This window comes from Micromonospora sp. CA-246542 (genome assembly GCF_050942905.1).
Classification (GTDB): domain Bacteria; phylum Actinomycetota; class Actinomycetes; order Mycobacteriales; family Micromonosporaceae; genus Micromonospora.
The window spans coordinates 2,991,228-3,014,684 of the sequence record NZ_CP192040.1 but is presented as its reverse complement, the minus strand read 5'-3'; the positions used below and the strand labels follow the sequence as shown (position 1 = coordinate 3,014,684).

General features: G+C 72.6%; 26 protein-coding genes. 13 read left to right on the top strand and 13 right to left on the bottom strand.

The annotated features are described in order from the left end of the window. Positions 1 to 37: 37 nt before the first annotated feature. Entirely contained in the window at positions 38 to 511 is a 474-nt protein-coding gene (locus ACQP0N_RS14035; RefSeq protein ID WP_433120611.1) for an SRPBCC family protein, read from the bottom strand. After that, positions 495 to 839, bottom strand: a complete 345-nt coding sequence (locus ACQP0N_RS14030) for an ArsR/SmtB family transcription factor (RefSeq protein ID WP_433120609.1) — start codon at positions 837 to 839, stop codon at positions 495 to 497. Before ACQP0N_RS14030 ends, ACQP0N_RS14035 begins: the two co-directional genes overlap by 17 nt. Positions 840 to 991: 152 nt before the next feature. Here ACQP0N_RS14030 and ACQP0N_RS14025 point away from each other — a divergent pair, with 152 nt between their 5' ends. Beyond that, entirely contained in the window at positions 992 to 1,642 is a 651-nt protein-coding gene (locus ACQP0N_RS14025; RefSeq protein ID WP_433120608.1) for a flavodoxin family protein, read from the top strand. Between the two features lie 27 nt (positions 1,643 to 1,669). On the opposite strand, the gene ACQP0N_RS14020 is transcribed toward ACQP0N_RS14025, so the two are convergent. Further along, the gene (locus ACQP0N_RS14020; protein WP_433120606.1) at positions 1,670 to 2,161 is read right to left on the bottom strand and encodes a type II toxin-antitoxin system PemK/MazF family toxin; all 492 of its coding nucleotides are present in this window, start codon (positions 2,159 to 2,161) and stop codon (positions 1,670 to 1,672) included. A gap of 64 nt (positions 2,162 to 2,225) precedes the next feature. Here ACQP0N_RS14020 and ACQP0N_RS14015 point away from each other — a divergent pair, with 64 nt between their 5' ends. Further along, a complete protein-coding gene (locus tag ACQP0N_RS14015) occupies positions 2,226 to 2,741 on the top strand; it encodes an NUDIX hydrolase (protein WP_433120604.1) in 516 nt (171 codons plus the stop codon). 49 nt (positions 2,742 to 2,790) lie between these two features. After that, positions 2,791 to 4,134, top strand: coding sequence for a hypothetical protein (locus ACQP0N_RS14010; RefSeq protein ID WP_433120602.1), 1,344 nt, complete (start codon positions 2,791 to 2,793; stop codon positions 4,132 to 4,134). 22 nt (positions 4,135 to 4,156) lie between these two features. On the opposite strand, the gene ACQP0N_RS14005 is transcribed toward ACQP0N_RS14010, so the two are convergent. From ACQP0N_RS14005 to ACQP0N_RS13985, 5 genes are read right to left on the bottom strand one after another with little or no spacing between them, the layout of a single operon-like run. Further along, positions 4,157 to 4,660, bottom strand: a complete 504-nt coding sequence (locus ACQP0N_RS14005; protein WP_433120600.1) for a DUF2267 domain-containing protein — start codon at positions 4,658 to 4,660, stop codon at positions 4,157 to 4,159. Positions 4,661 to 4,714: 54 nt separating this feature from the next. Next, complete coding sequence (locus ACQP0N_RS14000; protein ID WP_433120598.1) at positions 4,715 to 5,113, bottom strand: NUDIX hydrolase; 399 nt, start codon at positions 5,111 to 5,113, stop codon at positions 4,715 to 4,717. 57 nt (positions 5,114 to 5,170) lie between these two features. Further along, complete coding sequence (locus ACQP0N_RS13995; RefSeq protein WP_433120596.1) at positions 5,171 to 6,511, bottom strand: MGH1-like glycoside hydrolase domain-containing protein; 1,341 nt, start codon at positions 6,509 to 6,511, stop codon at positions 5,171 to 5,173. Beyond that, complete coding sequence (locus tag ACQP0N_RS13990) at positions 6,508 to 7,329, bottom strand: TIM barrel protein (protein WP_433120594.1); 822 nt, start codon at positions 7,327 to 7,329, stop codon at positions 6,508 to 6,510. Before ACQP0N_RS13990 ends, ACQP0N_RS13995 begins: the two co-directional genes overlap by 4 nt. Continuing rightward, on the bottom strand, positions 7,330 to 8,367 hold the full coding sequence (locus ACQP0N_RS13985) for a zinc-dependent alcohol dehydrogenase (protein WP_433120592.1): 1,038 nt from the start codon (positions 8,365 to 8,367) through the stop codon (positions 7,330 to 7,332). 116 nt (positions 8,368 to 8,483) lie between these two features. Between ACQP0N_RS13985 and ACQP0N_RS13980 the strand changes: the two genes are divergently transcribed. The 4 genes from ACQP0N_RS13980 to ACQP0N_RS13965 all read left to right on the top strand — a co-directional run bounded on the left by ACQP0N_RS13980 (position 8,484) and on the right by ACQP0N_RS13965 (position 12,358). Then, positions 8,484 to 9,878, top strand: coding sequence for an ABC transporter substrate-binding protein (locus tag ACQP0N_RS13980; protein WP_433120590.1), 1,395 nt, complete (start codon positions 8,484 to 8,486; stop codon positions 9,876 to 9,878). After that, positions 9,875 to 10,825: a carbohydrate ABC transporter permease gene (locus ACQP0N_RS13975; protein ID WP_357172154.1), complete on the top strand. Its 951-nt coding sequence runs from the start codon at positions 9,875 to 9,877 to the stop codon at positions 10,823 to 10,825. The genes ACQP0N_RS13980 and ACQP0N_RS13975 overlap by 4 nt, the downstream gene beginning before the upstream one ends. After that, positions 10,825 to 11,691, top strand: a complete 867-nt coding sequence (locus tag ACQP0N_RS13970) for a carbohydrate ABC transporter permease (RefSeq protein ID WP_433120587.1) — start codon at positions 10,825 to 10,827, stop codon at positions 11,689 to 11,691. The genes ACQP0N_RS13975 and ACQP0N_RS13970 overlap by 1 nt, the downstream gene beginning before the upstream one ends. A 61-nt stretch (positions 11,692 to 11,752) precedes the next feature. Continuing rightward, positions 11,753 to 12,358: a class I SAM-dependent methyltransferase gene (locus ACQP0N_RS13965; RefSeq protein ID WP_355050020.1), complete on the top strand. Its 606-nt coding sequence runs from the start codon at positions 11,753 to 11,755 to the stop codon at positions 12,356 to 12,358. Between the two features lie 45 nt (positions 12,359 to 12,403). On the opposite strand, the gene eccB is transcribed toward ACQP0N_RS13965, so the two are convergent. After that, positions 12,404 to 13,774, bottom strand: a complete 1,371-nt coding sequence (gene eccB / locus ACQP0N_RS13960) for a type VII secretion protein EccB (RefSeq protein ID WP_433120585.1) — start codon at positions 13,772 to 13,774, stop codon at positions 12,404 to 12,406. Positions 13,775 to 13,900: 126 nt separating this feature from the next. On the opposite strand from eccB, the gene ACQP0N_RS13955 reads away from it, so the two are divergent. Together ACQP0N_RS13955 and ACQP0N_RS13950 are read left to right on the top strand one after the other, a co-directional pair. After that, a complete protein-coding gene (locus ACQP0N_RS13955; protein ID WP_433120583.1) occupies positions 13,901 to 14,614 on the top strand; it encodes a spermidine synthase in 714 nt (237 codons plus the stop codon). Positions 14,615 to 14,858: 244 nt separating this feature from the next. After that, positions 14,859 to 15,035, top strand: a complete 177-nt coding sequence (locus ACQP0N_RS13950) for a hypothetical protein (protein ID WP_355050023.1) — start codon at positions 14,859 to 14,861, stop codon at positions 15,033 to 15,035. Positions 15,036 to 15,047: 12 nt separating this feature from the next. On the opposite strand, the gene ACQP0N_RS13945 is transcribed toward ACQP0N_RS13950, so the two are convergent. Further along, a complete protein-coding gene (locus tag ACQP0N_RS13945; RefSeq protein WP_433120581.1) occupies positions 15,048 to 16,850 on the bottom strand; it encodes an acyl-CoA dehydrogenase in 1,803 nt (600 codons plus the stop codon). 144 nt (positions 16,851 to 16,994) lie between these two features. On the opposite strand from ACQP0N_RS13945, the gene ACQP0N_RS13940 reads away from it, so the two are divergent. From ACQP0N_RS13940 to ACQP0N_RS13925, 4 genes are all read left to right on the top strand, one after another. Further along, positions 16,995 to 17,405 (top strand): MmcQ/YjbR family DNA-binding protein, encoded by a 411-nt coding sequence (locus ACQP0N_RS13940; RefSeq protein WP_433120579.1) that lies wholly within the window; start codon positions 16,995 to 16,997, stop codon positions 17,403 to 17,405. A gap of 109 nt (positions 17,406 to 17,514) precedes the next feature. Beyond that, positions 17,515 to 18,552, top strand: a complete 1,038-nt coding sequence (locus ACQP0N_RS13935; protein ID WP_433120577.1) for an L-dopachrome tautomerase-related protein — start codon at positions 17,515 to 17,517, stop codon at positions 18,550 to 18,552. A 65-nt stretch (positions 18,553 to 18,617) separates the two neighbouring features. Next, the gene (locus ACQP0N_RS13930; protein WP_433120575.1) at positions 18,618 to 18,998 is read left to right on the top strand and encodes a VOC family protein; all 381 of its coding nucleotides are present in this window, start codon (positions 18,618 to 18,620) and stop codon (positions 18,996 to 18,998) included. Between the two features lie 39 nt (positions 18,999 to 19,037). Then, positions 19,038 to 19,733 carry an alpha/beta fold hydrolase gene (locus ACQP0N_RS13925; protein ID WP_433120573.1) on the top strand — a complete coding sequence of 232 codons (696 nt, stop codon included), beginning with the start codon at positions 19,038 to 19,040 and terminating at the stop codon, positions 19,731 to 19,733. A gap of 196 nt (positions 19,734 to 19,929) precedes the next feature. Here the strand turns inward: ACQP0N_RS13925 and ACQP0N_RS13920 are convergent, their stop codons facing one another. From ACQP0N_RS13920 to ACQP0N_RS13910, 3 genes are read right to left on the bottom strand one after another with little or no spacing between them, the layout of a single operon-like run. Next, the gene (locus ACQP0N_RS13920; RefSeq protein WP_433120571.1) at positions 19,930 to 21,186 is read right to left on the bottom strand and encodes an MFS transporter; all 1,257 of its coding nucleotides are present in this window, start codon (positions 21,184 to 21,186) and stop codon (positions 19,930 to 19,932) included. Next, positions 21,183 to 21,779: an ArsR/SmtB family transcription factor gene (locus tag ACQP0N_RS13915; RefSeq protein ID WP_433120569.1), complete on the bottom strand. Its 597-nt coding sequence runs from the start codon at positions 21,777 to 21,779 to the stop codon at positions 21,183 to 21,185. The genes ACQP0N_RS13920 and ACQP0N_RS13915 overlap by 4 nt, the downstream gene beginning before the upstream one ends. Before the next feature lie 40 nt (positions 21,780 to 21,819). Further along, on the bottom strand, positions 21,820 to 23,412 hold the full coding sequence (locus ACQP0N_RS13910; RefSeq protein WP_433120567.1) for an LLM class flavin-dependent oxidoreductase: 1,593 nt from the start codon (positions 23,410 to 23,412) through the stop codon (positions 21,820 to 21,822). Between the last annotated feature and the right edge of the window lie 45 nt (positions 23,413 to 23,457).

The window sequence follows — 23,457 nt, the reverse complement described above, 5'->3', positions numbered from 1 at the left end:
TCTGACGCGAACCTCTTGATCAACGTGGTCCGGTCCGTCAGTGCAGGGTGGACAGGTGCCGGTCGAGGGCCGCGTACGACTCGGCGGTGCCCTGCGCCATGCCGGTCTCGACCATGCCGTCGCGCTGGGCGGCGGTGTCGAAGCGAGTGGTGCTGGTGAGCAGCGTGCCGCCGTCCTGCTCGGTGAAGACGAGCGTCTCCACCGCCACCTGGCCGGGCATGCCCTCGAACTCGAAGGTCTGCACGATCCGCTCCGGCGCGGCGATCTGCCGGAACTCACCCCGGAAGGCGTAGTCGTTGCCGTCCGGAGCGTGCTCGACGATGCGATAGCGGCCACCCTCGCGGAAGTCGATCTCGACATCCGCCGGATTGCCCCGGCACCACCATTGCTTGAGGTGCTCGGCCTGGGTGTGCGCGGCGAAGACGAGGTCTCGCGGGGCGTCGAACGAACGGACCATCGTGATGTCCCGCTCGGAGGACACGTCGACCGTCAGGTCACGGGTCTCGGTCATGGCTGGTCTCCTTCAGGTCGTGTAGATAGTCGTCGAGGGCGTCGTAGCGTTCGGCCCAGAGCCGGCGGTACTGGTCGACCCACTCGGCGACGGTGCGCAGCGGCGTCGGGTCGAGGCGGCACCGCCGCCACTGGGCGTCGCGGGTCCGCACGATCAGCCCGGCGCGCTCCAGCACGCCCAGGTGCTTGGAGATGGCCTGGACGCTGATCGGGAACGGCGAGGCCAGTTCGTTGACCGTCGCCTCACCGGTGGCGAGCCGGGCCAGGATGGCGCGGCGGGTCGGGTCGGCGAGCGCGCCGAACACGGCGCTGACCGGGTCCGCTGTCATGTCGCTTTCAACCACCTAGCTAATTAACCGTCGGGTTGAATCTACAGCTCGACCGCCGCCCGTCAACGGTTTCACCGAAACAAGACCGTGATTCGGCCCGACACACGGGTACGGGGAGAACAGCCCGATACGACCGACGAGAGGAACCCCTCGTGGTGAGCGTCCGCGCCCTGGTACTCAACTGCACCCTCAAGCCGTCGCCGGCCCCCTCCAGCTCCGAGCAACTGGGCCGGGAGGTGCTGGCCGAACTGTCCCGTCAGGGCGTGGACGGCGAGATCGTCCGGGTGGTCGACCACGACGTGCGCTTCGGGGTGTCGACCGACGAGGGCAACGGCGACGGTTGGCCCGCCATCCGCGCCAAGCTCCTCGCCGCCCAGATCCTCATCATCGCCACCCCGATCTGGCTCGGCCAGCCCGCGAGCGTCACCAAGATGGTCCTCGAACGCCTCGACGCCGAGCTGTCCGAGACCGACGACGAGGGACGGCTGCTCACCTACGGCAAGGTGGCCGGCGTCGCGGTCGTGGGCAACGAGGACGGCGCGCACCACACCATCGCCGAGGTCCAGGGAGCGCTCAACGAGGTGGGCTTCACCGTGGCCGCGGCCGGCGCGACCTACTGGGTCGGCGAGGCGCTGCACACGGTGGACTACCGCGACGTCGGTCCCAAGCCGGACACCACCGGTCGTACCACAAAGGCCCTCGCGCTCAACAGCGCTCATCTCGCCCGGCTGCTCGCCGAGCAGCCGTACCCGCCGCCGGAGGCGCAGGGCGCCGCGGTCGGCCCGAGCCGCGAGCCGGCCTGATGGTCCGTCCGGCCGCCGAGGGTACGGTCAGCGCCAGCCGTAGCCGGCGCGCAGCGCCTGCCCGACCCGGTCGAACCGGGGCCGATCCAGCACGGCGCCCTCGCGGCGGATGCTGTCCTCGCGCATGGTGAGCACCCGGTCCAGCCGGACCCAGCTCGGCCGCTTGTCCCGGTCCCACTCGCCGGGGCCGAGCGCGAACCAGTGCCGCTGCCCGTCCCGCTCGCTCTGACTGGACAGCATCAGCCCGAACAGCGTCCGGCTGTGCCGCCCCACCACCAGCACCGGGCGGTCCTTGCCCTGGCGGGGGTCGTCCTCGTACGGCACCCACGTCCAGACGATCTCACCCGGGTCGGCCTGGCCGTCGACCTCCGGCGCGTAGCTCAGCTCGCGCCGCTGCAACGCGTTCACCTGGCGGGGGCGGGCCACCCGCGCCGGAGACGGCCCACTACGCCGGGGCGACGGAATCGCCGCGCCCACCCGGGAGATGCGTTGCGCCACGTTCCTCAACAGACCAGCCACGGCGGGCAGCCTACCGGCCCCCGCGCGGACCCCCGGAGCCGGAGCGCTGCGGCAGACTGAGCCGATGGACCAACTGCCCGACGACCTGCCGATCCTCGAACGGCGCGCGGTGCGCGTGGTCGTCATCGACGACTCCGACCGGGTGCTGCTGTTCCACACCCGCGACCCGGACCACCCTCGGCTCGGCACCTGGTGGGAGCTGCCCGGCGGCGGCATGGACCCGGGCGAGACGTACCGGGAGACTGCGGTGCGCGAGCTACGCGAGGAGACCGGCATCATCGTCACCGCCAGCCAGGTGGGCGCGCCGACCTGGCGACGGCGGGCCAGCTTCCCGCACCGCCAGTTGCGCCACGTCCAGGACGAGGTGATCGTCGCCGTACGACTGGCCGTTCCCGGCCCGGACGTGGACGAGACCGACCGGCTCGACTACGAGCGGGAGGACTACTTCGGCTTCCGCTGGTGGCCACTGGCCGACGTGGTGACCAGCGCCGAACGCTTCTATCCCGGTCAGCTCCCCCGGCTGATCACGCCCTTCCTTGCCGGTGAGCGGATCGACGAGCCGTTCGAGCTGTGGTCGTGACCGGGTCGGTGCGGATGCCGGACCGGGTCGCGCCGGGCAGAGTGGGGGCATGACGACCGACCTGCACGGCCCGCTGTCCGCGTACGCCGAACGGCTGCACGCCACCATCGGCGATCGGCACCACGTCGCCTCCCCGCTCGGCGCCTGGCTGCTGCTCGCCGTCAGCGCCGCGACGACCGAAGCCGCCCAGCCGACCGGCCCGGACGCGGCCGACTCGGACGCGGCCGACGCGGACGCGGCCGACGCGGACGCGGCGAGCGGGCCGGAAGCGGTGACCGGGTCAGACGCGGCGGCCCGGTACGCGACGGGCGAGGGGCTGGTGGCGGCCCTGGGCACCGACCTGGCCAGCGCGGCCGACGTGGCGCGTGTCCTGCTGGATTCGCCGCACCCGCTGGTCGCGTCCGCCACGGCGCTGTGGCTCCGAGCGGTTCGAGGAGTCGACGAGTCGGCCGGATGGCGGGCCACGCTCCCGGCGACGACCGAGGTCGGGGCGCTCCCCGACCAGGCCGGGTTGGACGCCTGGGCGCGCGAGAACACCGACGGCCTGATCGAGACGTTCCCCCTGAAGGTCCGCCCGGACGTGGTGTTCGCCCTAGCCAGCGCGCTGGCCACCCGGATCTCGTGGGCCGAGCCGTTCGACGTCACCGACGCCCGCGCGCTCGGTCCCGGTAGCGCCTGGGCCGGCGATCTCCGTCAGGCGTTGCGCAGCCCGAGCCACGGGCACCGGAGCGCCATCGTCGCGACCGAACGGGCGGGTGACGTGATCGTGCACGCCGCCCGCGCCCAAGCGAGCGAGGGCGCGGGGCTGGTGGTCCTCTCGGTGGCCGCCGCGCCGGACGTGCCGGCGAGCGATGTGCTCGCCGCCGCGTACCGTCTCAGCGCCGGCGCGGCCGACGGCGCGCAACCGGCGGGCCAGCGGTCACTGTTCGACCTGCCCCTCGGCGAGACCCCGCTGTGGACGCTGCGCGAGGAGCCGGTACGGACCCGTGCGCGCGATGGCCGCGAGGAGCGGCATCAGGCGGTACTCCCCTGCTGGTCGGCGCGGAGCGAGCACGATCTCACGGCCGAGACGTTGGGCTTCGAGGCCGCGGTCGTCACACTGGCTCGGGCACTCGGCCAACCGGTCCAGGGTTTCGAGGCGGGTCAGGTGGCGATGGCCCGGTACGGCCGGTACGGGTTCGAGGCGGCGGCGGTGACCGGGATGTTCGGCACGGTCAGCCTGCCACCGGAGGGGGTCGCCCGCACTGCCGAGCTTCGCTTCGGCCACCCGTACGCCGTGGTGGCCGTCGCCACCGACAGCAGGGCGGACGGGAGCACCGGGCCCTGGCACGGGGTGCCGGTCTTCTCGGCCTGGGTCACCGAGCCCGAGGAGCTGCCCGACGCCGAGAGGTGACGCCGTCGATCCGCACCGGATATCACCAATCGCTCGTCGGCCAGACGGGATCGGGCTCGCTCCCGTCGCGGGGCAGTCGGGCCACCATCTCGTGGAACTCCCGTACGGTCACCGCCTCGCGCAGGGTCGCGAAGACGGCGCCCGTGCCCAACCGTGCCGTGGCCGCGTCGACTCCGGCACGCTGGCTCACCCGGCGCAGGAAGTCCACCGGACCGGCGTCCATGGGTGGCGGCGTGGCCGGCCCACTGACGTCGAGGCCCACACCGGTGTCGAGCACGTCACCGCCGGTCGTGACGGCCGGGACCGGGTCGGTCGGGTGGGCGTCCGGCGCGAAGTCGTACAGGTAGCCGTCGACCTGGTCGGGGAGGTGCCCGGCGGGGTCGGGCGCGGCACCGGTGACGCGTTCCGCCATCGTGGTGAGCACCGCGCGGGCGAGAGCGGCAGCCTGCCCGGTCGGTAGGCCGGAGCGCCGGGACACCGCGTCGATGAAGTGCCCAAACCCGTCGCCGCCCGCGCTGTCGGTCACGCCCGGGCGGTTACCCGCGCCCGACGGGAGCAAACAGCGCCGGAAGCGGGCCAGTCAGCGCAGCAGGTCGGCGGCCAACAGGTGGTCGAAGATGAGCTGGTCGACCGGGGAGGTGAGGTGCCGGTCGGCGTACCCGAGCCAGGCCATCTCGGCGATCTCGCTGGCCGGCTGCAACCGTCCCCGATATCCGGCCTGGTAGCAGATCATGCGCACCGCGACGCCGGCCGCGTGCCCGTGCGCCTGCGCGGTGAACGTGCCCAGGTGCGTCGCCCCGCGCACCTCCACCTCGACGCTCAACTCCTCACCGATCTCCCGGCGCAGGGTCTCCAGGTCGCTCTCCCCGGGCTCGCGCTTGCCGCCGGGCAGGTACCACACGTCCTTGCCCTGCGACCGGGTGCTCAGCACCCGGGCGTCCTCGATCAGGATCCACGCCACCTTGTCGATCTCGCGCACGCCGCCTCCCGCCCCGCTGGGAGCGCGCACGTTACCACCTCACGCCGGCGAGAACATTCACGCGGCGAGGAGGTCGAGCAGGAGCGCGGCGGTCCAACCGAACGACGGTGAGCCCAGCCCGGCCCCCGTGTCGGGGTGGAAGTACTCGTGGCAGCCCGCGCCGGCCACCAGATCGATCATCGAACGGCGTAGGCCGGCGGCCAGCTCCGGGTGACCGTGGGTGGTCAGCCCGCGCCGCACCAGCCAGCCGATGTTCAGCCAGCTCGGCCCCCGCCAGTAGCGCAGCGGCTCGAAGTCGGGCGCGGTGCGGTCGTGGCTGGGCAGCGGCCGCTCCATCCGCTCGGCCACCCCGAAGCGTGCCGACGTCGCCTCGGCGACGAGCGCGTCGACCTGCCGGGCAGGCAGGTTGGGCAGCAGCAGCGGCGCGAGCCCGAGAACGGTACGCGCGCCGACGAGCCGGCCGGTGCGCAGGTCGCGGGGTTGGAACGTGCCGGTGACCGGGTCGTACAGCCGTCGTACCAACGCCTCGGTGACACGGTCCGCGCGGACCCGGTGTGGGCCCGGGTCGACGCCGATCAGCGTGGCGATGTCGGCAAGCGCGTGCTCGGCGGAGCCGAACGCGGCGTTGAACAGCGGGCACTCCACCAGGAACGGATGGCCGTCGGCCAGGTCTCGGTCGGCGTAGCCGTGGTCGCGGTAGGCCGCGACGATCGCCAGGTAGCGCGCGTAGTCCAGGTCCGTGGGGCGGTGCGCGGCGTCGGCGTGCGCGGTGTCGTGCCGGCGGTACGCGCGCATGACGGCCGCCTCGGCGTCGACCGCGGCCATCGGCTCGTCCCAGGCGGGGCTGTTGTCCAGACCGGACTCCCAGGGGTGCACGACGCACACCAGCCCGCCGCCGGCCACATCCCGACGCTCGGACAGATAGCGCTGCTGGGCGACCAGCGCCGGGTAGAGCCGGCGCAGGGCGGCCAGGCCACTCTGGTCGGGCGCCCGCCGATAGGCCAGCAGCGCGGCGAGAGCGTGCACCGGCGGCTGGACGAGGCCGGAGGTGTCGACCCCCGGGGCGCCCGGCACGTCGGCCGAGCGCCACAGCTGCGGGCCGGGGAAGTACGCGCCGACCCGCAGCGCCGGGTTGAACACGATGTGTGGCACCCGTCCGTCGGCCCACTGCGCCCGGAACAGACTCGCCAGCTCCCGCCAGGCCCGCCCGGGCCGGACGTGGGCCAGCCCGATCGCGATGAACGCCGAGTCCCAGCTCCACTGGTGCGGGTAGAGCGTGCGCGACGGCACCGTGTGGTCGTGCTCCCAGTTCGCGTCGAGGGTGGCGACGGCCAGCCGGCTCAGCCCGGCCGGCTCGGCCGTACCACCGATGCGGGCCGGTACGGCGTCGGCGGTCATGCGGCGGCCCGGCGGGGCAGCGCGTGCCGCAGCACCGTGACGGCCTCGCCGAGGGCGCGGACGGGGTCGCCGCGTAGCCGGCATTCGAGGGACAGCCAGCCTGAGTAGTCCAGCTCCAGCAGGGTCCGCACAAGGCCCGGCCAGTCCAGGTGCCCGGCGCCGGGCTGGTACCGGTTGGAGTCGCTGACCTGCACGTGCCCGAGGTACGGCGCGGCGGCGCGCAGCGCCCGGTGCGGGTCGTCCTCCTCGATGTTCATGTGGAAGGTGTCGGCGACCACCCGGACCGAGGGCAGCCCGAGGGCGGCGCACAGGGCGACCGCCTCGTCGAGCCGGTTGACCATGTGGTCCTCGTACCGGTTGAGGGGTTCGAGGAACAGGGTGACCCCCTCGGCCCGGGCGTGTTCGCCCAGCTCGCCGAGGGCGTCCAGGAGCACCTGCCGGTCGCCGGCCGGCGGGCGTGGCGGTTCGAAGGGCGGCAGCCGCCGGGAGAACATCCCCCACGCGGCCGGGGTCATCACCCCGATGCCGCCCAACTCGGCGATGACCGAGAGTTGGGAGCGCAGGTTGCGGACCGCGTCGGCGGACCGGTCGGGGTCGAAGTCGCCGATGAAGTGGGTCATCTCGACGCAGACGGTGGGCATCACCACGCCGGCGGCGCGGGCCCGGCGCAGCTCGGGCAGGCGGCGGGCGAACGCGAGGTCACCGCGACCGCGCAGCTCGATGCCCTGGTAGCCGAGCGCGGTGGCGAGGGCGTACTTCTGGATCAGGTTGGTGCCCGGCAGGAGTTGTTCCTGGCAGGCGAGCGCGATGGTGGTCATCTAGAACCTCAACACCACTTGGAGGACGTCACCGGCGCCGCGGTCGAGCAGCGCGAGGGCGTCGGCGACCGCGCTGGCGTCGACGATGTGGCTGACCAGCGGCAGCGGGTCGACGCTGCGGTCGGCCACCAGCTCCATGAAGGTCTGTGCCACCCGGTCTCCGGTCCACCGGCCGGCCATGCCCGGCGCGGGGGTGGGCCCGGAGACCTGGGCGGCCACCAGCTGGATGCGGTTGTGGTGGAACTCCTCACCGAGGCCGAGCCCGTCGGCCTGGCCCTGGTAGAAGCCGGCGGCCACGACCCGGCCGGCGTGGGCGGTGGAGCGGATCGCCTCGTGCAGCGCCGGGTACGCCCCGGACAGCTCCAGGCAGACGTCCGCGCCCCGGCCGCCGGTGGCTTCGCGCAGCACGGCGGCGGCGGACCGGACCTCGGCGTCCACGGTGGTCCGTGCGCCGTAGTGGGTGGCATGGGCCAGCCGGCCGGGCACCCGGTCGACGGCCACCACCCGGGCGCCGGACAGCGCCGCGAGGCGGGTGGCGAGCAGCCCGATGACGCCCTGCCCGAAGACGCCGACCCAGTCGCCCAGGTGCAGGTCGCCGGCGAGCACGGCGGTCAACGCGATGGCCCCGGGCCGGGCGAAGACCGCGGCGAGCGGGTCCAGCCCGACGGGCAGGGGACGGACCGCGTCGGCGGGGAGCACGGCCTCGGCGCGGTGCCCCCAGATGCCCCACACGAGCTGGCCCGGATACCGGTCGGCGACCTCGGCGGCCACCTCGACGACCTCGCCGACCTCCTCGTAGCCGAAGCCGACCAACGGGTACGGCACGGGGGCCTGACGGGGGACGAACATGCGGGCGGTGTCGTCCCAGTCCTTGCGGAGCCGGGGATTGCTGCCCCGGTAGAGGGTCAGCTCGGTGCCGGCGGAGATGCCCGAGTAACAGGTGCGGACCCGGACCTGGCCGGGACCGAGCGGATCTGGCGGGCAGGGCTCGAGACTGATCTGTCGAGGCCCGGCGAGGGAGACCACCCAGTTGCCCATGTGTCACATCCCGGTAGCACTGGGCTCCAGGATAGCCAAAAAATAGCCATATGTCTTGCTATTGATCAATCGAAGGTGTTGGATCCCTCTTGTACCCTTCGAGAGGAGTGCCACCGATGTCAGCACCTCCGAGGCGGATACTCGCCACCACCCTGATCCTGGCACTGACCACGTCCACCCTGCTGGCCTGCGGAGACGACGGGTCCGACAGCAACAACAAGAAGATCACCGTGTGGAGCCTGGAGGACGTCGCCGACCGCGTCACCGCCACCAAGGCGATCATCGCCGACTTCACCGCCAAGACCGGGATCCAGGTCGACCTCGTCACCGTCAACGAGGACCAGTTCCCCTCGCTGATCGCCGCAAACGCCGCCGCCGGTGAGCTGCCCGACGTGGTCGGCTCGGTCTCCCTGGCCGGCATCCGTACGCTCGCGGGCAACGAGCTGCTGCACGCCTCGGCGAACGCGGAGGTCGTCGACGAGCTGGGCCGGCAGACGTTCTCCCCCCGGGCGTTGGAACTCACCTCCGACGACGGCAAGCAGCTCTCCGTGCCCAGCGACGGGTGGGGGCAACTGCTCGTCTACCGCAAGGACCTGTTCGACGCCGCCGGCCTGCCCGCCCCCGACACGTACGAGCGGATCGCCACCGCCGCGACGAAGCTGAACACCGGCGGGGTCGCCGGCATCACCGCCGCCACCTCGGCGAGCGACGTGTTCACCCAACAGACCTTCGAGCACCTGGCCCTGGCCAACGGATGCCAGCTCACCGACGACTCCGGCGCCGTCACCCTCGACTCCCCGCAGTGCGTCGAGGCGTTCCGCTTCTACGGCGACCTGATCCGCACCAGCTCTGTCAAGGGCGCGCAGGACGTCGACACCACCCGGGCCACCTACTTCGCCGGCAAGGCGGCCATGGTGATCTGGTCGCCGTTCATCCTCGACGAGTTGGCCGGGCTGCGGAACGACGCCAAGCCGACGTGCCCGCAGTGCCAGGGCGACCCGGCGTTCCTCGCCAAGAACAGCGGGTTCGTCACCGCGATCAAGGGTCCGAACGGCACCGAACCCGCCCAGTACGGCGAGATCAGCTCGTGGGCGGTGCTGGACGGCGCGGTGACCGACCCGGCCAAGTCCTTCGTGGAGTACCTGCTCGGCGACGGATACCCGCGCTGGTTCGGCATGTCCCCCGAGGGCCGCTTCCCGGTGCGCAAGGGAACCCCGGCCGAGCCGGAGGCGTTTCTGAACGCCTGGACCACCAGCCCGGCCGGCGTCGACACCAAGAAGCCCCTCACCGACGTGTACGGCGACGACGTGCTCGCCACCCTGCGGCGCAGCCCGGACACGTTCGGGCGCTGGGGACTCAGCCAGGGCCAGGGCAAGCTGGTCGGCGCGATGCTCGGTGAACTTCCGGTGCCCAAGGTGCTGGGTGACCTCACCGCCGGCAAATCCGACGCGGCGGCCGCCGCCGGTCGGGCCAAGAAGGACGTCGAGGCGATCAAGGCAGGCGTCAATTGACCACCACCGCGCCCGGCCGCTCCCCCACCGAAGAGCGGCCGGAGCGGGCGCGTCGTCGTCCGCTGACGCTGCGTCGCCGAGAGTCCCGCGCCGGGCTGGCGTTGGTCGCGCCGACCCTGCTCGTCACCATCGTCGTCATCGGCATCCCGATCGTCTGGACCGTGGTGCTCGCCTTCCAACGGGTCCGGCTCGCCACCCTGCGCAAGACCGGCCTGTTCGGCGAGCTGACCCTGGACAACATCGACCGGGTGCTGCACACCCCCGGCTTCGCCGACACGCTGTGGGTCACGCTGCTCTACAGCGTCGGGGGCACCGTCGGGTCGATCGTGCTCGGCCTGATCGCCGCGCTCGTCGTCCGCCGGCCGTTCCGCGGCCGCACCCTCGTACGGGCCTCCATGCTGCTGCCGTACGTGGCGCCGGTGGTCGCGGTGACCTTCGTCTGGCAGGTGATGCTCGACCCGCAGCTCGGCATCGTGAACCACTGGGGGCAGCGCCTGTTGGGCTGGGACGCGCCGGTGCCGTTCCTCACCCAGGAGTCGACCGCGCTGGCCACGGTCATCACGTTCGAGGCATGGCGGTACTTCCCGTTCGCGTTCCTGTTCCTGCTGGCCCGTCTCCAGGCGGTGCCCGGCGAACTGGAGGAGGCCGCCCGCGTCGACGGGGCCACGCCCACGCAGCGGTTCCGGCACATCCTGCTGCCGCAGCTCCTGCCGGTGATCGCCCTGCTGGGCGTGCTGCGCTTCATCATGACGTTCAACAAGTTCGACGACGTCTACCTGCTCACCGGCGGGGCCGCCGGCACGGAGGTGGTTAGCGTCCGGGTCTACGAGTTCCTCACCGCCCGGACCGACGTCGGGGCCGCTGCCGCGCAGGCGGTCGTGCTGGCCGTGGTGCTCATCGTGTTCGTGCTGATCTACCTGCGCTTCTTCGGACGGAGGGTCGGCTGATGGACCGGGACATGGTCGAGACGGTGAGCCTGCGCTGGCTGCGCCGCCTGGTGATCGCCGCGTTCCTGGTGGTCACCGTCTTCCCCTTCTACTACATGCTGGTGCTCTCGATACGCCCCATCGAACGGCTGCTGCTCGACCCGGGCGCGCTGGTCGTCGGCTTCGGCGAGCTGACCGTGGCCACGTACGCCGAGGTCCTCAAGGCCACCGACGACGGCGGCCAGGGATTCCTCACCTTCATCCGCAACAGCGCGTTCGTGGCGGTCGCGGCGACCGTCCTCACGCTGTTCGTCGCGATCCCCGGCGCGTACGCGGTGGCCCGGCTGCGGTTCTTCGGTCGGCGGCAGGTCGACTTCCTGTTCCTGGCGGTCTACCTCTTCCCCTCAATCGTCATCGCGATCCCGCTGTTCGTGGTGTTCAGCCTCGCCGGGCTGCGCGGTTCGCTGTTCGGGCTGGTGCTGGTCTACGTCTCGCAGACCCTGCCGGTGTCGGTCTACATGCTGAAGAACTACTTCGAGACCATCCCGGTCAGCCTGGAGGAATCCGCGGCCATCGACGGCGCCGGTCGGCTCGGCATCATCCGCCGGGTCAGCCTGCCCCTCGCGATGCCGTCGATCATGGCGGTCGCGCTCTACGACTTCATGATCGCCTGGAACGAGTTCCTGTTCGCCCTGCTGTTCCTGGTCGACAAACCCGACCGCTGGACGGTGTCGCTCGGCCTGTCGCTGCTCTCCGACGGCGTGGAGGTGCCCAAGACGGTGCTGATGGCCGGGTCGGTCGTCCTCACCCTGCCCATCGTGATCCTCTTCTTCGCCAGCGAACGGCTGCTGACCGAGGGCCTGACCAGCGGCGCGGAGAAGGGCTGAGCCGCCACCGATCGGCGCACCCGCCAGCCCGGCCCCGGCCGACCCGGTTACCGTGGGCCGTATGGCCAATCCGACCCGCTGGGCGACCGACACCGGTCCGGAGCACTCGCAGTGGTACGTCGACCGGTTCCGCAAACTCGCCGCCGAGGGCGCCGACCTGGCCGGCGAGGCCCGACTGGTGGACACGCTGGTCGAGCCCGGGTCCCGGATCCTGGACGCCGGCAGTGGCACCGGTCGGGTCGGCGCGGCCCTGGCCCAGCGCGGGCACACCGTCGTCGGGGTGGACGCCGACCCCGTCCTGGTGGAGGCCGCCCGCGCCGATCATCCCGGTCCGCGCTGGCTCGTCGCCGACCTGGCCGACCTGGACCTGCCGGCCATGGGAGAGGGCGAGCCGTTCGACGCCGCCGTGCTCGCCGGCAACGTGCTCGCGTTCGTCGCCGTCGGCACCGAGCCGGAGGTGCTGCGCCGCCTCGCCGGGCACCTGCGCCCGGACGGCGTCCTGGCGGTGGGCTTCGGCACCGAACGCGGTTACCCGCTGACCGCGTTCGACGCCGACGCGGTCGCCGCCGGGCTGCGCCTCGAACACCGCTTCGCCACCTGGGACCTGCGCCCGTGGCGGGACGACGCGCCCTTCGCGGTCAGCGTCCTGCGCCGGCCGGCAACCTGACGCCCGGGCGGCGTCGGGACGGCGCCGCGAACGGTCCGAGCGGCGTCAGGACGGGGCGGCGACGGCCCGGGCCGCGGCCGGGTCGAGGGTCGCGCCCGCCGGCACGAGACTGACCAGGCCGGCCGGCAGCCGCACCGGTCGCACGTCGCGGTACCCGAGCATCGGCAGCACCTCCCGGTCGGCCAGCACGTACCGCCGGCCCAGGTCGGTGACCACGGACACCGCCCCGCCGGACGCGCCGGGCGCCGCGGCGGCCTCGACCACCGCGCCGCCGCCGGGCTGCACCACCACGTGGTCGGCCAGCGCCGCGCCGCCGGACGGCGCGGTCCGCGGAACGGCCGCCAGGTCCGGCAGGTGTACGCCCCAACGCACCTCGCCCGCGTCGTCGTCGCCGACGCGGGCGCAGATCGCCGCCTCGTCGGTGGCGGCGAGCCTGGGCGGGGCGGGCGGCGGAGCGGTCGGGCCGCTCGGGGCGAGATCGGGCATCGTGGGCAGCGCGGCGAACCGACCCAACGTCATCGGCTCCGACTCCCCCTGCCCGGTCCGGGCCAACAGCAGCCCGGCCTGCAACTCGGTGATCCCGGCCAGCCCGTCGTCGAGCGCCACCGCGTACTGCCGGCCGCCGCCGGAGTTGCGGACCAGGTAGACCTGCCCGATGGTGGCGCCCGGCACCCGGGCGGAGGGCCGTCCCTCGCCGGGCAGTTGCGGCGGGGCCAGGTCGACCCCGGCGGGGAGGGCGTTGAGCAGTGCCGGCGCGACGGGCACCGCCCGCGTCCGGGTGGTCGCGAGCGCGGCCAGCACCCGGTTGGGATCGCGGATCAGGTAACGACGCTGGTGCCACACGAGGTGCAGGTCGCCATCCGGATGGCGGAGCAGCAGCGCCTCGTCGCCGAGGGGCCGGCCGCCGTCGGGGTCGACGCCGATGAGCAGCGCCGAACGGGAGTCCGCGTCGGCCGTCGTCGAGCAGACCGTCCAGGGCGACTTCGCGAGGCGACCCGGCGCGGGCAACGAGTCCGGCGCGTCGGCGATGCCCAGTGGCAGGCCACGCGGCACTCCGTCGATCGACCGCCGGGAGACCAGTACCGTCTTCGACCGGTCCGCCCCGACGATCAGCAACGCCGAGGCGTAGTTGAGCACCGGGTGCAGCTTCTCCTCGCGGTACACGAAACGGGCGCCGGACTCCTTCTCCACGATCACCGCGCCCGGGTCCCGCCAGCCCTTGCCACCACCGGCGAACAGGCCGTACAGCGCCGCTCCCCCGAGCCCGATCACCGCGACGAGGACGCTGGCCAGGCCCGCGCCCGCCAGCCGTCGGAACGGCGACTGGGCCGGGTCGGTCTCCCGCATCACCAGCGCGGCGACCGCCCGCTGGACGCTGAACTGGTAGGAGTGCAGCTGATCCTGCCGCGACGGCATGGGGTCCCTTCCGCTGGTTCGACCGGGCACAGGATATGCGCTGCGTCGATGTCCCGTGGACCCTGCGTGGCGGGGCGGAACCCGGTCGGTACCATTCGGGGACGAATCCGGCGGCGAGAGGGCACCGTGGGCGCGCGTTTCGAGGAACTGGCCTGGCGGGAGACACCGATCGGCGCGATCAGCCTGCGGCGGCGTCGCGACCCGGCGCTCCAGGTCGAGGTGTACGAGGTCAAGCTCGACGACGAGTACCTGATGTCCAGCCTCTTCCCCGTCGCCGAGATCGAGCTGGCCCGCCTCGGCCTCGCCGAACTGGCCGGTGACACGCTCGACGTGGTGGTCGGCGGCCTCGGACTGGGCTACACGGCGTGCACCGCGCTGGCCGACCCACGGGTACGGGCGCTACTGGTGGTGGAGGCCATCGAGGACGTCATCGACTGGCACCGGCGAGGGCTGCTGCCCTTCGCGGCCGGGCTGGCCGAGGACCCGCGGACCCGGTTCGTGCGGGCCGACTTCTTCGCCGCCGTGGCGGGCGACGAGGGGTTCGACGCCGAAGCGCCCGGGCGACGCTTCGACGCGGTCCTCCTCGACGTCGACCACTCGCCGCGCAACGTCCTGCACCCGAGCCACGCGCCGTTCTACACACCGGACGGCCTCCGTCGGCTCGCCGCGCTGCTCCGTCCGGAGGGTGTCTTCGCGCTCTGGTCCGACGACCCACCGGACGACGGGTTCACCACGGCGCTCGGGAAGGTGTTCACGACCGTACGGGCGCACGTCGTGCCGTTCGCCAACCCGCTGACCGGTGGCCAGTCCGCCAACACCGTCTACGTCGCCCGCCCCTGACCCACCCCACCCCCGCCCTCGTCCCCGCCCTCGTCCCCGTCCCCGTCCCCGTCCCCGTCCCCGTCCCCGCCGATCTTGCAGATTCTGTTGGTGATCTGCGGACTTAAGTCCCTTTCGCCGGGGCAGAAAGTGCAAGATCGCGCAGGGGTGGACGCCCGGGGGCGTGTTTGGGTTTCGCGGGGGCGGGAAGGTCGGGCCTGGGGTCGCCGCATCTCGCGCCGCGGCCGAGTTACGGGAGGTCGCGATGCGTGCCCTGCTCTGGGTCGTCGGCGTGGTGGCTGGCGTGCTGATTCTGCTCGGGCTGATTCTCGAAGCGGTCCGCTGGCTGATCATCATCGGTCTGATCGCGCTGGTGATCGTGATCATCCTGGGTGTGGTCAAGGGGCGGCAGGCCATGCACCACCAGGGCCGTCGACGCTGACACCGGGCCCGGTCAGAACCAGTCCGCGCGCATGTCGAGCGCGGTGCGGTCGAGGCTGTCCAGCAGGTCGAACTGGGGTCCCGTGCGGGGCAGTTCGACACTGAAGAAGTAGCGGGCGGCCTGTCGCTTCCCGGCGTGGAAGGAATCGCCGCTCTCGGCGGGCGGCAGCGCCAGCACCTGCTCGAGCCAGATCCAGGCGACCACCACGTGCCCGACCGCCTCGAGGTACGCGCTGGCGTTGGCCAGGGCGAGCACCGGGTCGCCGCCGGCCCAGAGCCGCCGGGTGACGGTGGTGATCCGTCGCACCGCCGTGTCCAGCCGCTCGGCCAGTTCAGCGGCCTCGCCGCCGGCCAGCCGCGCCCGCGCGACGGTGTCCCCCATCGTCTCGGTCAGCAGGAGCAGGCCCGCGCCGCCGTGCATGGTCATCTTGCGCCCCAGCAGGTCCAGCGCCTGGATCCCGTGGGTGCCCTCGTGGATCGGGTTGAGCCGGTTGTCGCGGTAGTGCTGCTCCACGTCGTGGTCGCGCGTGTAGCCGGCGCCGCCGAGGACCTGGATGGCCAGGTCGTTCGCCGCCAGGCACCACTGCGACGGCCAGCTCTTGGCGATCGGGGTGAGCACGTCCAACAGCAGGTGCGCCCGCTCGCGGTCCGCGTCGGTCGGCGCGGTCTTCTCCTCGTCGAGCAGCCGGGCGCAGTAGAGCACCAGGGCGAGCGCCCCCTCCACGTAACTCTTCTGCGCCAGCAACATCCGGCGTACGTCGGGGTGGTCGATGATCGGCACCTGCGGCGTGGCCGGGTCCTTCGCGCCGACCGGTCGGCCCTGCGGCCGTTCCCGGGCGTACGCCAGGCTCTTGAGGTAGCCGGTGTAGCCCAGCGCGGTGGCGCCGGCCCCGACGCCGATCCGGGCCTCGTTCATCATGTGGAACATCTGGGCCAGTCCCTGGTGGGGCGCGCCGACCAGGTGGCCCACCGCGCCGGACTGGCCGCCCGGGGTGTGCCCGCCGTCGCCGAAGCTGAGCAGCGCGTTGGTGGTGCCGCGAAACCCCATCTTGTGGTTGAGTCCGACCAGCGCCACGTCGTTGCGCTCCCCCAGCGAGCCGTTCGGGCCGACCAGCACCTTGGGTACGACGAACAGCGAGATGCCCTTCACCCCGGGCGGACCGCCGGGTATCCGCGCCAACACCAGGTGGACGATGTTCTCGGCCAGCTCGTGGTCTCCACCGGAGATCCACATCTTGGTGCCGAACAGGCGGTACGTGCCGTCGGTCTGCGGCTCGGCCCGGGTGACGATGTCGGCCAGTGAGCTGCCGGCGTGCGGCTCGGACAGGCACATGGTGCCGAAGAACCGGCCCTCGAGCATCGGCCGGACGTAGGTGTCGACCTGCTCGGCGCTGCCGTGCGCCAGCAGCAGGTTGGCGTTGCCCAGGGTCAGCAGCGGGTACGCGGAGGTGGCCACGTTGGCCGCCTGGAACCAGGCGAAGCAGGCCGCGGCGACGGCATGCGGCAATTGCAGACCACCGACGGAGTCGTCCATCGCGGCGGTGAGCAGGCCCGTCTCGGCGAAACTGCGCAACGCCGCCGCGATCTCCGGGATCGTCCGCACCCGGTTCCCGTCGACCGTGGGCTCGGCGAGGTCGGCGGCCCGGTTGTGCGGGGCGAACTGGTCGGTTGCCACCCGTTCGGCGAGGTCGAGGGCGTCGTCGAAGGTCTCCCGGGAGTGCTCGGCGTAGCGGGGACGCTCGACGAGGTGCGACACCCGCAGCCAGTCGTGCAGCAGGAAGTCCAGGTCACGGCGGGAGAGCAGGGTGGAGGGCACGAAACTCCTCGGCGGGGTTCGGGGGTGTCGGGTCGGGGGCGGCCGGCGTCGACCCCGACCCATCCTGACCGATGCGCCGGGAGCACACCACCGCCGCCCCACGGCGGGCGTCGTTGTCGTACCCGCCGACTAGGGTCCCTGCCCGTGACCGCACCCGGAGACGTCGACCCCGAGGTTCTCGACCGGCTGCGCCCGGTCTGCCGCGGATTGCCGGAGACGTACGAGGAGCCGGCCTGGGTGGGCACGCGTTGGCGGATCCGACGACGCACGTTCGCCCATGTGCTCACCGTCGACCCCGACCGTCAGGCGGTGCACGCGCGCGCCGCCGCGCTCGACCGTCCGGCCTGCCTCTTGGTCTTCCGATCGCCGCTCGACGAGATCGCTGGTCTCCTGAGCATCGGCCATCCCTTCTACAAGCCGGACTGGAGCCCGAACGTGCTGGGCATGGTCCTGAACGCGGACACCGACTGGGACGAGGTGGGCGAGCTGCTCACCGAGAGCTACTGCGTGCAGGCGCCCAAGCGGCTCGTCGCACTTGTCGACCGGCCCGGCTGAGGGCACCCGGCGAGGCCGGAGTTTCGCCGGGGCCGGCACGGGGATACCGCGCCAACGGCGGACCATCGACGGCTACGGCGACGTCGCCCGTGGCGCGAGGAGCGGACCCATGTCTTTGCGGGGAACCGAGGAGGACCCCCGGTTGACACCGGTGCTCGCCGAGGAGCGGGTGTGCACTGGTGTGACCACGCTGCGGGGGCGGATCTTCCTGAGCTATCCCTCGGCGGACGGGCCGGGTGTGCAGGTGGTGGAGGCGCTGCCGGACGGCCGTCGAAACCCGTACCCGGACGCCGCCTGGAATGCGCAGGACCAACCGCCGGACGGGACGTTCGTGCACGTCAACGCGTTGCGCGCCGGTCCGGACGGTCGACTGTGGATCATCGATTCGGGGGCGCCGCAGCTCGGCGGCGACCAGGTGCCCGGTGGGGCGCGGCTGATCGTCGTCGACGTGGACGGCGACCGGGTGGACCGGGTCTACCACCTCGACGGCGCGGTGCGTCCGCACAGCTACGTCGACGACGTCCGGTTCCACGACGGCACGGCGTACGTCACCGACGCCGGCGCGCCCGGCCTCATCGTCGTGGATCTCGACTCGGGCGCGTGCCGACGGGTGTTGGACGGGCACCCGAGCACGGTGGGCAGTCCGGTGGTCGCCGACGGTCGAGCGCTGCGGGATCCCGGCGGCGCCGAGGTGTGCCTGCACGCCGACCAACTGGAGGTGTCGCCGGACGGTCGGTGGCTGTACTACCAGCCGGCCTCGGGTGGAATGTCCCGGATCGGCACCCGGTGGCTGGACGACCCGACGCTGTCGGCCGACGAGTTGGCCCGGCGGGTCGAGCCCTGGTCGGACACCCCGAGCACCGGCGGCACGGCCATCGACGCGCGCGGCACCATCTACGTCAGCGACGTCGAGAACCGCCGCATCCTCGCGGTGGGGCCGGACCGCAGCGTGCGTACGCTCGTCGCGGACCAACGCCTGAACTGGGTGGACGCGATGTGGCTCGACACCGAGGGGCAACTCTGGCTGCCGGCGGCCCAACTGCACCTGACGGCCGGGTTCAACGGCGGGCACCCGGCCGTCGCCTACCCGGTGCACATCTACCGGATGCCCGTCGATGCCGGCCCGCCACCGTCGGACCACGGCTGAGGCCGCGGTCCAGCGCAGATCGCCACGGCGGGCGGCCGGTGGCCGTCCTGGATATCCTGCCTCGCATGCATCGAAGCCGTGTGTACGCGTTGCTCATCGACGCGCCCGAGGCGGAGGCCGCGCGGGCGGCGGAGTTCTGGTCGGCGGCCCTGGGCGTCGTCACCCGGTCCCACCCGGAGGAGCCGCAGTTCGTGGGTCTGCACGAGGCGGTGCCGGGCCTGGTCACCGCCGTCCAGGCCGTCGACGACGCGCCGCGCTACCACCTCGACATCGAGACCGACGACGTGCCGGCCGAGACCGCCCGGCTGGTCGGCCTGGGCGCCACCGAGGTGACGCGGTGGATGGAGTGCCGCATCCTGCGGGCGCCCGGCGGGCACCTGCTCTGCGTCCTGCCGGTCGAGAGTCCACCTGAGGTGTTCGACGCCCAGGCCCGGACCTGGTCGTGACGCGCGCACCTGTCGCAGGGCCGCAGTAGGGTTCCGGCCATGGCTGATCTGGTGTTGGTGGCAGGAGCGTGGCTGGGGTCCTGGGCGTGGGACGAGGTGACGCCGCCCCTGCGGGCGGCCGGCCACCAGACCTTTCCCCTGACCCTCTCCGGTCTCGCCGAGAGGCAGGGAGTGCCGGCCGGCCAGCAGACCCACGTGCGGGACATCGTCGACGAGATCGAACGCCGCGACCTGCGCGACGTGGTGCTCGTCGGGCACAGCTACTCGGGCATCCCGGTGGGGCAGGCCGCCGAGCGGATCGGCGACCGGTTGACCCGCGTGGTCTTCCTCGACTCGGAGGTGCCGGTCGACGGCGGGTCGTTCGCATCCGGCTGGTGGCAGGGTCAGGCGGCGTTCGAGTCGGTGCTCGCCGACAACGGCGGCGACTGGCCGCCGCTCGCCCCGGCCGAGTTCGACGGTCAGGGTCTCACCGACGAGCAGATCGCGCGGCTGCTCAAGGGCGCCACTCCGCATCCGGGGCCCTCGCTGACCGAGCCGGCCGTGCTGACCCGTTCGCTGGGCGAGTTGCCGACGACGTACGTCAAGTGCCTGCTCGACGGGCCCGAGCCCAACGACGTCGTGGCGACGCTGCTCGCCAGCGAGCGCTGGCGGCTCCTCACGATGGCCACCGGTCACTGGCCGATGTTCTCCCAGCCCGCCGAGTTGGCCGCGCTGCTCGCGGCGGAGGCGAGCTGACCGGCGGCCGGTGCCGGCACGCCGTCCAGGTCGGCTCGAGGGGCTATCGGTGCGATGAGCGTGATGCCGGTGAGTCATCAAGATGACTCACCGGCATCACGCTTCGGGAGGCAGTTGCCTCCAGTCAGGAGCGGCACACGCGAGGCGACGGCCAGTCAGGAGCGGCACAAGCCGGGCGACGGCCAGGCCGGGACGATCACGGCGTGACGCTGTCGAGGGTCCTGATGTGGCGTACCGGGGACGCGAGCAGCCACAACACGGCGAGCACACCGCCCAGTCCGGCGACGACCAGGGTCGGCCGCAGTCCGAGGGTGGTGCCGAGCGCGCCGCCGACCAGCGCGCCGAGCGGCCGGATGCCGTAGTTGACGGCGCTGTACGCGCCCGCTCGACGACCGCGCGCGTCGTCCGGGGTGACGGCGGCGAGCAGGGCGTTGAGGTTGACGTCCATCAGCATCACGCCGACGCTGGACACCAACTCGATGGCCGCGAGCATGGCCACCTTCGCCCAGGTCGGGCCGTTGATCAACGCCGTCAGCGCCAGCGGGGCGGGGAACACCACCGCGCCGATCATCGCCGTCCGGCCGAGCCCGATGGCTCGCGAGATGCGGGGCGCCAGGGCCGCGCCGGCCAGGCCGCCGAGCGCTCCGACGCCGAACGCGACGCCGATCGCGCCGGCCGACAGGCCGAGTTCCCGGTTGGCGTAGAGCACCAGCAGCGCCGAGGCGATGAAGGTGAAGAAGTTGACGGTGCTGGTGCAGCCGAGCGCGGCGCGCAGCACCGGGTGGCGCAGCACCAGCGTCATGCCCTCGCGGACCATGCCGAGCGTGGACGTCTTCCGTGGCGGTGGCGGGGGTTCGGTGACCGGGATACGACGCAGCAGCAGCGCGGAGAAGAGGAAGGACACCGCGTCGACGAGGATCGCCACCGGCGCGCTGAGCGCCTGGACGAGCCCGCCGCCGACGGCCGGGCCGACGATGAACGACAGGGACCGGCTCACGCTGAGTTTGCTGTTGGCCTCCACGTACGCCGAGCGCGGCACCAGGGCGACGAAGAACGCCTGTTGCCCCAGGGCGAACAGCACCGCTCCGGCGCCGGTGAGCAGCGCCACCAGGTAGAGCTGGGTCAGGGTGACCGCGCCGAACAGGTACGCCACCGGGAGGCTGAGCAGTACGACAGCGCGGACCAGGTCCGCGATGATCAGGAGACGGCGTTTGTGGGTGCGCTGGTCCACCCACGCGCCGAGGAACAGGCCCAGCAGGTTGGGCAGCCAGATCAGCGCGGTGAGGACACTGACCTGCACGGGAGTCGCGGCGAGCAGGGCGACGGCGATCAGGGGCAGGGCCAGCTCGCTGATCCGGTCGCCGAACGCCGTGATCGTCTGACCGATCCAGAAGGTACGGAAGCGTCGGTCGCGGTGTGGGGCAAACGCGGTCGGGGCGTCGACGGCGGTCATGACGCGGACTCGTCGTCGGCGGCCTCGGGCAGCAGGTAGCGCAGCATCCGTACGACCTGCGCGCCGGCCGGGGGTGTGTCGTCGTCCTTGCGCCGCACGTACGGGGCCAGCAGGTTCTCGATCGCCTCCTCCAGCTGACGCATCTCGTCGGGAGTGGCGATGAATGAGGTGTCGGCCACCCCGGCCAACGCGCGCCAGGTGTCGTCGAGCCGGGGCTCCTCCCGCAACAGCCAGTGCTGGGGCGTCTCGGCGTACCGGGCGAACATCTCGCCGCGGAGCTGCCGCGCCGCGGCCTGCCCCTCGGCGTCGTCCGGAAGGCTGAAGCGGAACCCGCGGGCGGTCGCCTGCCACCAGCGCTCCCGCTTGCTGGTGCTCCCGTCCGCGTCGGCGACCAGGCCGAACGTCGCGAGGTGGCGCAGGTGCCAGCTCACCACCGACGGCGTGGCCCCGACGTGCGGCGACAGCCCGGTGGCGGTGGACGGGCCGTGTCGCTGGAGCCGGTCGAGGATGGCCAGGCGGACGGGGTGCGCCAACGCCCGCAGGGCCTGCGGCTCGGTGATCTCGAAATCCCCGTACGGATTCTTGAGAGACATGTTTCGAAAGTAGTCTCTCAGATCTGTCGGGGCAACCCGGTCAGCTCACCCCCAGGCGAGCGAGCGGCTCAACCAGCTCCCGCTCCTCGTAGCTCAGGTGCGACAGCAGGGCGTCGGTCAACAGGTTCACCGCGGCGCGCAGCTCGGCCAGCCCGTCCGGCGCGCCGACGTACGCCACCAGCGCCTTGTCGACGCCCTCCAACACCTCGTGGATGACGTGGTGCTCCTGCTCCAGCCGGTCGACGACCGGGCGCAGCCGCGGGTCGGCCTGCCGCAGGCGCGGAAAGAGCGCCTGGTCCTCGATGGTGTGGTGGGTGGTGACGATGCGGCAGTAGGACTCGCAGTACGCCCCCAACGTCCACCGGTTCTGCCGCATGGTCATCGTGTTGATCTGTGACCGCGCCGCGCCGGCGTCGATCTCGCCCGCCGCGACCTGCTCGATCAGGTCGTGGATCTGCGCCAGCTCGGCGCGCAGCCCGTCGTGCACCTGCACCAGGTGCTGGCCGGTGGCCTGCTCGTGGGCGGTGTAGGTGCGGGTGGGATCGGGCGTCGGCCCGGTGGGGCGGGCCGCCTCGTCCCAGACCTGCCGGTCGCTGAGCCGGCGGCCGTCGTCGGGGGTCGGCACGACCGCGAAGGCGCCGGCGCTCACCCGCGCCCGGGCCCGCGGCGCGGAGGGCGCGACGACCGCCGCCGGCTGGGTGTCCGCAAGGACCTCGGCGGGGGTACGCACCGACGCGGCGCCCCGGTCGCGCTCGGTCGCCACCAGTTCGCGCACGGCGGGCGCCACCTCACCGGCGAATCGGCGCAGGTCGTCGGGGTCGTCGCTGGCCAGGATGAACGTGCCGATCCCGTCCCCCAGCGCCAACTCGGTCAGCTCCCGCACCCACTGCTCGACGGGTCCGTGCAACGGGCCGCGGCCCACCGTGGAGAAGGTGCCGGAGATGTTGAGCAGCCGGCGGACGTCGGCGGGTGAACGGCCGGCCTCGTGCGCCGCGTCGTCGATGACGGCGTTGCCCCGGGCCAGATCACCGGGTTCGAGGTAGCCGAGCGAGGGCAGCCAGCCGTCGGCCCGGCGACCGGTGAGCGCGAGCATGCGCGGCTTGTACGCCCCGAGCCAGATCGGCACCGCGTGGGCGGGGGCCGGGCCGCGCTTCGCGCCGACCACCCGGTGAAACTCGCCGTCGACCCGCACACCGCCGCGCGCCGGGGCGTCCCACATCTGCCGGAGGACGTCGATCCCCTCCTCCAACGCCCGGACGCCCTGCCCGGGGGTCAGCCGCCGCCCGCCCATCGCCTCGATGGCATCCCAGAACGCGCCCGCGCCGAGGCCCAACGCGACCCGACCTCCGGTGAGCAGGTCGAGGCTGGCGACGCTGCGGGCGAGCACGGCGGGTGGGCGCAGCGGCAGGTTGGTGACGTTCGCGGACAGGTGCACCCGGTCGGTCCGGGCGGCGACGAAGCTCAGCAGGGTCCAGGTGTCCAGGAACCGTGGCTGGTAGGGGTGGTCCTGGAAGGTGACCAGGTCCAGACCGACCTGCTCGGCCAGGACGGCGAGCCCGACGGTGCGGTCCGGGTCGTCGTTCCCGGGCGTGGTGAACGAGCCGAAGACCAGGTCGTGGCCGTAGTCGCTCATGTGCGAGCCTCCTGTCGTACGCGCCGCGTCGCGCGATGCGTCGTG